The following is an 11,584-nucleotide window of genomic DNA, read 5'->3' on the forward strand; positions in this document are numbered from 1 at the left end:
CCTACAAATTATTCTACCACAATTGCTTTCACAGCATCTTGTTTAATTTCTTTTTTTGACAACTGGATCTTCAATATCCCGTTTTCATATTTCGCCTGGATCTTCTCAGCATCCACCTTCTCATTCAGCACAAACGAACGTTTGAAAGAACGGAAACTAAACTCCCGGCGGATATGTTTCTCATTTTCCTCTTTTACTTCCGCTTTCTTCTCCGCACTTACCGTCAGCTTGTTGTTCTCCACACTGATCTTAAAATCCTCTTTCGCCAGGCCAGGTACCATAAAGTCGATCGCATAAGCCTCCTTACTCTCCTGGATATTCACCGGAGGATAAGTACCAAAAAAGTCAGCGGTCAGTAAATCATCCTTCCATAACTTGTTGAAGGCACCGTGCTGAAAAATGTCGTCTACTAAGCCACCAAAGGTTCTTACAGGATGTTGATTGAATTTTACGAGTGTCATAGCTTTATCTTTTTTAAGGTTTTAAATTTTTAATCGTTTTGTGATAAAGCTTATGCAAATGAGATACCATGCCAGAAAATCTACCATTATTGACAGTATTTCCTGATTTTAGATGTCATTGTGTCGTTTTGTTTTGGTTTCTGATGTCAAAATGTCTTATCTATTGAAGTTTTTAAATATTCCACCGTTTATAATTAACTTTGTGAAAAGTAAAAAACAAAAAAATTACGACTATATGTATCCAGCAGAATTAGTATTGCCAATGAAGGCAGAGTTAACAGATAATGGATTCCAAGAATTATTGTCTGCCGATGAAGTAGAATCCGCTCTTAAAAAAGAAGGCACCACGCTGGTTGTGATCAACTCCGTTTGCGGCTGCTCCGCCGGTACCGCCCGCCCAGGTGTACTGCTGGCAGTTGCCCATAGCGAAAAAAAACCCGATACCCTCGCTACCAGCTTCGCCGGATTCGATACAGATGCCGTGAAAAAACTGCGCGAACACCTGCTTCCTTATCCGCCGTCTTCACCCTCCATCGCCCTCTTTAAAAATGGAGAACTCGTGCACTTCATCGAACGTCACATGATCGAAGGCCGCCCGGCACAAATGATCGCCGCTAACCTCGTAGACGCTTTCGAACAATATTGCTAAAAACATCTAAAACTTCCGGGCTCCATTTATTTATTATATTATAGAAAATTTGGAACCCGGAATTTGTTTTTTGCCTTTTTTCCAACTTACTTTGGTGGTTTGATTTTCCTTTTGATTAATTCGGCTTTGTTCATAGGAAAACTCAGATCACCAAATTTTTTTACCAGTTATGTATCCTAATTTATATTACGCCTTCAAAGACCTGTTCGGCCTCGAAATCCCTTTCCTCCAGGTATTCCAGACTTTCGGATTCTTCGTGGCAGTCGCATTCCTCGCCGGCGCCTACGTCCTCACCGCCGAACTGAAAAGAAGAGAAAAACTAGGCTGGCTTACAGGCGTAAAAGAACAGATCATAACAGGTAAACCCGCCTCCACCACCGAACTCGTTTGGAACGCATTCCTCGGATTCCTCCTCGGATTTAAAATCATTGGCCTCGCCCTCAACTGGTCCAATGCCTCCAAAGACCTCCAGTCATTCATATTCTCCGGCGCCGGTAGCTGGCCCGCTGGTATCCTCCTCGGCGCATTACTCGCCTACCTCAAATACCGCGAAAAGAAAAAACAAGCCACCCCACAACCACAACAACATACCGTTATCATCCTCCCGCACCAACGCGTCCCCGATATCATCGTCATGGCCGCCGTAGCTGGCCTCATCGGTGCCAAAATATTCCATAACCTAGAAAACTGGAGCGACTTCGTAAAAGATCCCATCGGATCATTGCTATCCTTCAGTGGCCTCACCTTCTATGGTGGCCTCATCGTAGCCGCCTACGTCATCATCCGCTATGCCCGCAAAAAACAGATCAATACCTGGCAACTCGTAGATAGCGCCGCCCCCGCACTCATGCTCGCATATGGCATCGGACGTATGGGATGCCAGTTCTCCGGCGACGGCGACTGGGGCATCACCAATACCCACCCCAACCCATACTCCTGGCTACCCGATTGGGCCTGGGCATACAAATACCCCCATAACGTCGTCAACGAAGGAATACCCATCCCCGGCTGCGAAGGCAAATACTGCCACGCACTCGAACTACCCGTATACCCAACACCGTTATACGAGATCATCGCATGCCTCCTCCTCTTCATCATACTCTGGAACCTCCGCAAAAAAATCACCGTACCAGGCGTTATCTTCGGCATATACCTCATCATGAATGGTATAGAACGCTTCTTCGTCGAAAAGATCCGCGTCAATACCAAATACGATATCCTCGGCTTCCACCCGACACAGGCAGAGATCATCTCCACACTCCTCGTCATCGGCGGAGCAGCACTAATATGGTACTGCCGTAAAAAACACGCCAGCCAAACCGCTACCAGCTAAATGCAGCGCCACCATTCACTGATACCACTGTCACACGAACACAAACGCTTGCTGTTCGCTTGCCGGTATCTGAAAAAAGATGCCGCACCATATAAAGGTTTCCCCCTGGATACCAACGCCCGCTTACAATACATCGTCAGCGTCTTCCAAGAAGTAATGGTAGGCCACATACAGAAAGAAGAATATCTCTTCGACCGGTGCAAAGGCCAACATCCCGATATTGACATCCTCATACAGGAACTCCTGCTCGAACACCAGCAGATATCCCGCATGTACAGCGCCCTCTCCGAACCGGGTACCGCTCTCGATGATACCATGGATACCCTCGCCCGCAGCCTGGAAACACATATCCGCAAAGAAGAACGTATCCTCTTCCAGCTCATCCAGCAACACCTGCCCGATACCCTGGCCCAACTCAATTTCAATAACACCTGGTCTTGAATTCCCGCAGCGCTTTTGTTATCTTGTTAGCGCAATATCAGGCACAACGCCTGCTTACAGTGAACAATAAATAGTACTACGCATGACCTACCTGAGCAGCAAAGCCAACACCTGGCTCCTATGCCTGTTGGCGCCCGCCTCCTTATGGGCACAACCAAAACAAAGATCAGCACCGGCCAAACCCAATATCATCTACATCTATGCCGACGACCTCGGATATGGTGAACTGGGCGCCTACGGCCAGCAAAAGATCCAAACACCACACCTCGACCGCATCGCCGCAGAAGGTGTCCGGTTCACCGACCACTACACCGGCACCCCCGTATGCGCACCCGCCCGATGTATGCTCCTCACCGGCCGCCACGCCGGCCATAGCTACATCCGCGGCAACTACGAACTGGGAGGCTTCACCGACAGCACAGAAGGTGGCCAGATGCCACTGCCCGAAGGTACCTTCACCATCGGCCACCTCCTGCAAAAAGCCGGATACACCACCGCCGCCATCGGCAAATGGGGCCTGGGAATGGCCAACACCACCGGCAGCCCCAACAGCCAGGGCTTCGACTACTTCTACGGATACCTCGACCAGAAACAAGCACACAACTTCTATCCCACTCACCTCTGGGAAAATGATAAAAAAGCACCGCTCAACAACGACTTCTTCCTCGTACATTCCAAACTGCCGCCGGGAGAAACCGACACCGCCGCCTTCAATCACTTCAAAGGAAAAGAATACGCCATAGATAAAATGGCAGAAAAAACACTGGCCTTCATCCGCCAACATAAAAACAAACCGTTTTTCCTCTACCTGCCCTACACCGGCCCCCATGTCGCCCTCCAGGCACCCGACGAGGCCGTCCGCCAATACGCCGCCAAATTCGGCGACCAACCCTACCGGGGCGAAAAAGGATATGCACCCACCCTATATCCCAGGGCCACCTACGCCGCCATGATCACCTACTTCGACAAACAGATCGGCCGCATCATGGCCTTACTCAAAGAACTAAACCTCGACCATAATACCGTCGTCATGTTCTCCAGCGATAATGGCCCCACCTTCGACGTAGGTGGCGTAGACACCGAATTCTTTAATAGCACCGCCGGCCTCCGCGGCCGCAAAGAAGACCTCTACGAAGGAGGCATCCGCGAACCCTTCATCGCCCGGTGGCCAGGTAGCATACCCGCCGGCAAAGTCACCAACCTAATCAGCTCACAAATCGATATGATGGCCACCCTCGCTGCCATCGCCGGCATACCTGCTCCTCCCTCGGATGGCATCTCCTTACTCCCCGCTATGCAGGGACGCAATAACCAACAACAACAACATCCCTTCCTGTACTTCGAATTCCCGGAAAAAAACGGTCAAGTCGCCGTCCGAATAGGCCGCTGGAAAGGAGTAAGGACCAACATGAAAAAAGACAGGAACAGCCCCTGGGAACTATACGACCTCGACAACGACCGGGCCGAAACAACAAACATCGCCGCTCAACATCCCGATATCATCCGCCGTATGGAGGCCATCATGAAACAAGAACACCGGCCAGCCCATATCCGCGAATGGGAATTCATCGACCCCAAACTAGAAAAACGATCCTGACACCATATATATAATATATCGCAGCCAGATCCCCGGACCTGGCTGCACTCCGTTCATCCCCTATCCACGACCATCCATCCCCTTCCCATCCGCCAAAAGCAATAACAACACCTGCCTCATCCAACAATAGCCGCTTTCACCGGCGTTCCCCCAGATCAGATACCGCGTTTTACCTGTTAACCTCCATTTTCCCCCCTTTCACCGAAGATTACATGCATTTCATTGAAAACACCTTCCAATACATCCGTCAACATAATAATTTTGAGGCGTCAACATGGAACTAAAGATTCGAGGTAAAATATTTCCAAACGTTTAAGACATTTTTTACCAATCGTCACCAGCTACGAACCGTTTGTGTAAAACTATGTACTATGTAATGCATAATACCTACTTTTACACTGTAGTTGATAAACAAAGGAACTATATACGACCTAAAAAGATTTAAAATAAAAACATTACACATTAATTCCGCCCTTATATGAAACCAATTGCACACACGCTATTATTAACTACCGCGCTGATCAGTGCATTCCACCTCGCGAATGCCCAACAGAGCCCCGCCAGCAAAGTCACCGGTCAGGTGCTCCAGACCGGCGCCAAACCGGTGGAGTTCGCAACCGTTACCTTACTGAAAGCAAAAGATTCCAGCCTGGTAAAAGGGGCTGTCGCCGATATCAGTGGCCATTACGAATTCGACCGTGTACAACAGGGTAGATATCTGATCGCCGCCAACTTCATAGGTCTCTCTAAAGCCTACAGTAAACCATTCGAAGTGAAAAATGGTACAGTACAGATAGACGCGCTGACCCTCAGCGCAGATGCCAAAAACCTGAAAGCCGTAGACGTTACCGCCAAAAAGCCCTACATCGAACAAAAGGCCGATAAACTGGTAGTTAACGTCGAAAACAGTATCGTAGCCGCCGGCGGTACTGCCATGGAAGTACTGGAAAAATCCCCGGGCGTAACCGTTGATAAAGATGATAACATCTCTCTCAAAGGAAAAAACGGGGTCATGATCATGATCGATGGTAAATTAACCAATATGTCTTCCCAGGATGTTGCACAGCTGCTGAAAAACATGCCCAGTAGCAATATTGAGCAAATCGAACTCATTGCCAATCCTTCCGCCAAATACGACGCAGCTGGCAACGCCGGGATTATCAACATCAAACTCAAAAAGAACAAAAACTTCGGTACCAACGGTAATATTTCCCTGGGTTACGCCATCGGTAACACACCTAAGTACTCCGCTAGCTTAAACCTGAACCACCGTACCGAAAAATTCAACCTATATGGCTCTTATAACTATAATAACCGCTTGAATACCCAGCAGCTCGGCCTCTACCGCACCAGCAACGTCAATGGCAAAACCTCCATCTTCGACCAGCATAACGTACTCGATGACAACAACAAATACCATGGCGTGAAAGTAGGAGTAGACTACTTCATCAATAAAAGACACACCATCGGGGTAATGGTAGATGGCGGCTATAGAGACCGTAAACAGATCGGTAACGCAGTAAACCAGATCGGTAGCGTCGCAGGCGTAGACTCTCTCCTCCGCACCCGCACCGACAACAAGTCCGACTGGAACCGCTGGGCTTATAACGTAAACTATAGAGGAGTACTCGACAGCACCGGCAAAGAACTCAACGTCGACCTCGACTACGCCCGCAACAACCAGACACAATTGTCCGATATCATCGCTGGCAACTGGGACGCCACCGGCAAAGGCTACAGAAGCGGAGATACCAGCCGCAACGACCAGCCTTCCCATATCACCATCAAAACAGCTAAAATAGATTATACACATCCGCTGAAAAATCAGGCGAAATTCGAAGCCGGCCTCAAAACCAGCTTCGTCGAAACCGACAACAATGCCCGTTTCGACTCCCTCCGCAATACCCAATGGGTATTCGATACCAACCGCTCCAATCACTTTATCTATAAAGAGAATATCAACGCAGCTTATATCAACTATAGCAAACAATTCAAAAAGATCGGTATACAACTGGGCCTGAGAGCAGAACAGTCCAACGTAAAAGGTAACTCCATCACCGCCAATAAAGTGACAGATACCTCCTATTTCAACCTCTTCCCCAGCGTATTCCTGAGCTACGCCGCCGATAAGAACAACCAGTTAGGTTTGTCCTACAGCCGCAGAATTCAACGCCCGAGCTACGAAGACCTCAACCCCTTCGAGTTCTACATAGACAGATATACGAAAATGGCTGGTAACCCATACCTCAAACCACAATACGCTAACAATATCGAATTAACACATACCTTCAAACAATTCCTGATCACGTCTATAGGATATACCCATACCAAAAACATGATCACCCAGGTCGTAGAAGCCGATAAAGATGCCGCCACCGGCGATACCTTACTGCTCCGCTACAAATACCTCAACGTAGCAAAGTCAGATATCATCAACGTCAACGTATCGATCCCCTTCCCGATCACCAAATGGTGGAACACCTTTACCAACCTGTCGCTCAACCACGCCATGTACAACACCGTGGTAGATAACAACCTGGTAAATGTAAGCGCCACCGGCTTCTTCGGCCGCACACAACACACCTTCACCTTGCCGAAAGGTTTCGCAATGGAAGCTTCCTTCTTCTATGTGTCCCCTCAGATCGCCGACGAAGGACTGTTCCGGATGAAAGCAATGTATGCCTGCGACCTGGGCCTCCAGAAACAGATACTCAAGAAAAAAGCGACCATCCGCCTCAATGTCAACGATGTGTTCAATACACAACGCTTCAGAGGTAGCTTCGACAACGCCGGCCGCTACGTAGCCGTGTCCAGCAAATGGGAAAGCCGCCAGTTCAGGGTCAACTTTACCTACCGGTTCGGTAATACTAACGTAAAAGCCGCCCGTAACCGTAAAACCGGCCTCGAAGAAGAACAAAACCGCGTAAAACAAGGAAGCTGATTTTAGATCAAGTATAAGTAGTTGATTACGATAAAATTGCTACGATCCATCCCGTCACAACGCTTTTTTAGGTATATATAAGGATGGAAAAAAGGCGTGGCCTCTTCTAGGCCGCGCCTATTTTTTTGCCAGCAACCAAAAAATTTCTTTCCCCCTCGTGCAACTTTTTTCTAAAGTTTAGTCTTTATAATGCAAGCATCAGCCAAATACTTGAATCAAACGATCGAAACAGAACACCTGGTCGCCCGCTGTAGAAAGGGAGATGTACGTGCTTTTAAAGAGCTGTACAATGCTTACTCAGCCGCCATGTACAACATCTGCCTGCGCATGACAGGGAACGTCAACGACGCCGAAGACACGTTGCAGGAAGCGTTCATTCAAGTATTCAAGAACATAGAACGGCTGGAAAATGCAGCAACTGTCAGCGCCTGGATCAAAAGAATCGTTGTAAACCACTGCCTGAACCAATTGCGAAAAAAGAAAGTTTACTTCGAAGACGTAGAAGAAATAGAAATGCCGGAAGATGATAAAATAGACGAACACAACTACGCCTTCACCGTCGATACCGTCAAACAAGCCATACAAACACTGCCCGACGGCTATCGCACAGTACTCAATCTATATCTCTTCGAAGATTACTCTCATCGCGAAATCGCAGGCATGCTCAATATCTCAGAATCAACCGTGAAGACACAATACATGCGCGCGAAAGAAAAAGTGAGACAAATAGTAAAACTCAAAATGTGATTGCTGATGTCAGGAAAAGACCTAGAATCATTTATTAGAGAGAACAGAAACAGCTTTGAAGTACCAGGTCCAAGACCAAACCTCTGGAACGATCTGGAAAGTAAAATACCAGTACGCCGGAGCCCGGTAAAAAGAATACTCGGCAGCACCTGGCTGCAAGCCGCAGCCGTCCTGCTCCTGCTCGTCAACGCCGTTTTACTCTATCAATATATAAAGTACCAACGGCAACCTCAGGGAATAGCACAGGTCACTCCCGAACTACAGGAGGCCAAAGTATACTACACCTCCCAGATCGAACAACGCCTGCAATCCATCCGCTCATTCCCGCCAGATGCACTGGGCCTCGATAGCGCCGCACGTAAAGAACTCGAACTGCGGAACGATACCTACCAGATGCTCGAAAAAGAACTCATCGCCAACCCGGGCAACGAAAGGATCCGCTCCGCCATGGTCAGGTACTATCAGATGAAACTGGACCTGCTCGATCGTATCCTCGATGAACTGGAGGAAAAACATACACCTAACGATAAGCCTAAGCATTATGCACCTGAAATTTAAAATACTGTCATTATTACTATTACCACTATACGTTTTAGCAGGCAAAGGAGATGCTGAATACAAACGTAGTGTGATCAAAGAATTCAAAGCAAACAGCCGTACCGCCATCGAACTGTCCAACAAATACGGCAATATCGTCATACACACCTGGGACAAACAGGAAGTAAAAGCCACCATCGTAATCACCGGCTACGGAAAAGATGAAGGAGAAGCAAAAACCATCGCCGATATGGTCGAAATAGTAGCCAACGAAGGAAGCAGCTTCGCCTCCCTTACCACCCGCTACGAACCCTCCTCCGGCAAAAGCTGGTTCTCATGGGGCGGCCGCCGCGACTCAAAAGACTACGTCAACGTCAACTACGATATATACCTGCCTAAACAACTGGCAAGATTCTCCGTAGATAATAGCTTCGGCAACGTCATCGCCGATCGCCTCTCATTCCCCACCGAAATGAGCCTGAACTACTGCTTCTACGATATAAAGGAAGCAACCTCCGACCTCTCCCTCAAACTAAACTACTGCCAGAAAGGTAAACTGGGAAAAGCGGCCAACGTACAACTGAAAGCCAACTACTCCAGCATGCGCAGCGATGATATCGCCAGCCTCGATGTCAAATCCAACTACTGCGAATACACCATCGGCAACCTCGGTAGCCTCGATGTTAAATCCAATTACGACGAATACAACATCACCAGAATAGGTGGCATCAACAGCCAAAGCAACTACAGCTCCTTCCGCCTGGGCGAACTGCAGCGCAACGCCGATGTAAGACTTACCTACGGAGACTTTAAAGTGAAAAAAGTGACAGACATGATGAAATCAGCCAGCATAGATATCAGCTATGCAGATGTAGTCATGGGCATAGATGCCGGTGCCAACCTGCGCTTCGATGTACAACTGTCCTACGGCGACGTAGATACCAGAGGAATTAACTTTAAATCCATCTCCACAGAAAAAAAGAATACGCAGATGAAATTCAACGCCATCACCGGCTCCGGAAATGGCGGACAGATACGCATCCGCGGCTCACAAAGCAATGTGGAATTCCGCAACATTCCATAAATAATAACAAAGGCCATTCTAAAAACCATCATATAATCCTAAACGTAGCAATGTTATGAAGAACAAGCAAGCAAAGCTGAAACTCCTGTTTATCCCTTTACTGCTCCTGGTAGCCGGCGTGTCCGTAGTCGCCAGGGCCTACAATGAAAGAATAAAAGGCAGCGGCAACGTAAAAACAGAAGATCGGTCCGTAGACGTATTCAACAACGTTAGCACATCCGGCACCTTTACCGTATACCTGCAACAGGGAGATAAACATACCCTGAAAATAGAAGCAGAAGACAACCTGTTACCATACATCGTGACCCGCATGACTGGCAACACACTCAATATCGAACCTAAAAAAGGTTACAACCTCCAATCCACAAAGGGCATCAAAGTGTATCTTACCCTCAAAGAACTGGGTAAACTCGATGGCAGCGGCGCCAGCGGATTTTTCAGCCAGGGTAAACTAAAAGGAAAAAATGTTTCCCTCGACTTCAGCGGCGCCTCCAACGCCGACCTCGATATCGACGCTAACAGCCTCGATGTAGATGTCTCCGGCGTCACCAATATGAAACTACGTGGCCACGCCACCAAAACTAAATATGATGTCGCCGGCAGCGCAGATATCACCGCCGATCAACTGAAATCCGATATCGCAGATGTCGACGTCTCCGGCGCAAGCAAAATGAGACTGTACGTAGATAAAAAACTGAACGTAGAAGCCTCCGGTACCAGCCACATACGGTACACAGGCAACGCAGAAGTAAAACAGTCCGTATCCGGCTTTGGCAGAGTTATCAAAGAATAAATTTGGTCCTGTATGTTTGCACGCCTCCGGTCCGGCCGACCGGAGGCTTTTTTATGCTTTACATACACCCTTTATCCCCTAGCCAGCCATTTCCCCAATTTTGTCCTATATTTGTGCCTGTGAATTAAAGGTCTATATATATTAAATTGTTTTTGTTATGCCTTCCTTTGATATAGTTAGCAAAGTTGATACGCAAACGCTTGATAACGCCATAAATACCGTTAAAAAAGAGATCAGCACCCGGTTCGATTTCAAAGACACCCATGTCAGCATCGAACTCAATAAAAAAGACCTCGTCCTCAATCTCGAAATGGATAGCGATATGAAAATGTCACAGGCCATCGATGTACTCATCAGCCGCACCATGAGACAAGGACTGGACGCCGCCGTGTACGACTTCAGTAAAGAAGCCTACCAAAGCGGAAAAGTGGTGAAAAAAGAAGTACCCATCCGCAACGGCATCAAACAGGAAGATGCCAAAAAGATCGTTAAACTGATCAAAGACAGCGGCATCAAAGTACAAGCCGCCATCATGGACGATATCGTGAGAGTAACCGGCAAAAAGATCGATGACCTCCAGGCCGTAATACAAGCTACCAAAGAGGCCAACCTAGGTATACCGCTACAGTACGTTAACATGAAAAATTAAACAGAAACGCACCACTTTCTGAATTTTATTTAAGGGTTGTTTTGGAATTTATTGATTTCTGTCTTACCTTTGCAGCCTGTATTTACAATAACATTGATATGAAACAGGGAATCCATCCAGAAAATTACCGATTTGTGATATTTAAAGATATGTCTAACGGTTATAGCTTTTTAAGCCGTTCTACTGCGCCTTCTAAAGAGACCGCCAAGTGGGAAGACGGTAATGAGTATCCGTTGATCAAGCTGGAAATCTCTAATACTTCTCACCCCTTCTACACAGGTAAGAACGTATTGGTTGATACCGCCGGCCGTATCGATAAATTCAACAAACGCTACGCCAAGAAAGCTTAATC

12 protein-coding genes are annotated in these 11,584 nt (G+C 47.6%); 11 read left to right on the forward strand and 1 reads right to left on the reverse strand.

What is annotated here, in order from left to right:
- Positions 1-8: 8 nt before the first annotated feature.
- The gene (locus KTO58_RS04240) at positions 9-461 is read right to left on the reverse strand and encodes an Hsp20/alpha crystallin family protein (RefSeq protein ID WP_095840584.1); all 453 of its coding nucleotides are present in this window, start codon (positions 459-461) and stop codon (positions 9-11) included.
- Positions 462-696: 235 nt separating this feature from the next.
- Here KTO58_RS04240 and KTO58_RS04245 point away from each other — a divergent pair, with 235 nt between their 5' ends.
- The 11 genes from KTO58_RS04245 (at position 697) to KTO58_RS04295 (ending at position 11,582) form a co-directional block, all read left to right on the forward strand.
- Positions 697-1,110, forward strand: coding sequence for a BrxA/BrxB family bacilliredoxin (locus tag KTO58_RS04245; protein ID WP_095841714.1), 414 nt, complete (start codon positions 697-699; stop codon positions 1,108-1,110).
- Positions 1,111-1,279: 169 nt separating this feature from the next.
- A complete protein-coding gene (locus KTO58_RS04250; protein WP_095840583.1) occupies positions 1,280-2,443 on the forward strand; it encodes a prolipoprotein diacylglyceryl transferase in 1,164 nt (387 codons plus the stop codon).
- Positions 2,444-2,884: a hemerythrin domain-containing protein gene (locus KTO58_RS04255; protein WP_095840582.1), complete on the forward strand. Its 441-nt coding sequence runs from the start codon at positions 2,444-2,446 to the stop codon at positions 2,882-2,884.
- Between the two features lie 82 nt (positions 2,885-2,966).
- Positions 2,967-4,481, forward strand: coding sequence for an arylsulfatase (locus KTO58_RS04260; protein ID WP_095840581.1), 1,515 nt, complete (start codon positions 2,967-2,969; stop codon positions 4,479-4,481).
- Between the two features lie 478 nt (positions 4,482-4,959).
- The gene (locus KTO58_RS04265; RefSeq protein WP_095840580.1) at positions 4,960-7,422 is read left to right on the forward strand and encodes a TonB-dependent receptor; all 2,463 of its coding nucleotides are present in this window, start codon (positions 4,960-4,962) and stop codon (positions 7,420-7,422) included.
- Between the two features lie 189 nt (positions 7,423-7,611).
- On the forward strand, positions 7,612-8,169 hold the full coding sequence (locus tag KTO58_RS04270) for an RNA polymerase sigma factor (protein WP_095840579.1): 558 nt from the start codon (positions 7,612-7,614) through the stop codon (positions 8,167-8,169).
- Positions 8,170-8,175: 6 nt separating this feature from the next.
- Entirely contained in the window at positions 8,176-8,727 is a 552-nt protein-coding gene (locus KTO58_RS04275) for a hypothetical protein (RefSeq protein ID WP_095840578.1), read from the forward strand.
- Positions 8,711-9,790: a DUF4097 family beta strand repeat-containing protein gene (locus KTO58_RS04280; RefSeq protein WP_095840577.1), complete on the forward strand. Its 1,080-nt coding sequence runs from the start codon at positions 8,711-8,713 to the stop codon at positions 9,788-9,790. Before KTO58_RS04275 ends, KTO58_RS04280 begins: the two co-directional genes overlap by 17 nt.
- Before the next feature lie 55 nt (positions 9,791-9,845).
- Positions 9,846-10,583, forward strand: a complete 738-nt coding sequence (locus tag KTO58_RS04285; protein WP_095840576.1) for a head GIN domain-containing protein — start codon at positions 9,846-9,848, stop codon at positions 10,581-10,583.
- A gap of 157 nt (positions 10,584-10,740) precedes the next feature.
- Positions 10,741-11,232 (forward strand): YajQ family cyclic di-GMP-binding protein, encoded by a 492-nt coding sequence (locus KTO58_RS04290; RefSeq protein WP_095840575.1) that lies wholly within the window; start codon positions 10,741-10,743, stop codon positions 11,230-11,232.
- Between the two features lie 98 nt (positions 11,233-11,330).
- Positions 11,331-11,582 carry a type B 50S ribosomal protein L31 gene (locus tag KTO58_RS04295; RefSeq protein WP_095840574.1) on the forward strand — a complete coding sequence of 84 codons (252 nt, stop codon included), beginning with the start codon at positions 11,331-11,333 and terminating at the stop codon, positions 11,580-11,582.
- Positions 11,583-11,584 lie beyond the last annotated feature (2 nt).

Source organism: Chitinophaga pendula (assembly GCF_020386615.1).
GTDB lineage: Bacteria > Bacteroidota > Bacteroidia > Chitinophagales > Chitinophagaceae > Chitinophaga > Chitinophaga pendula.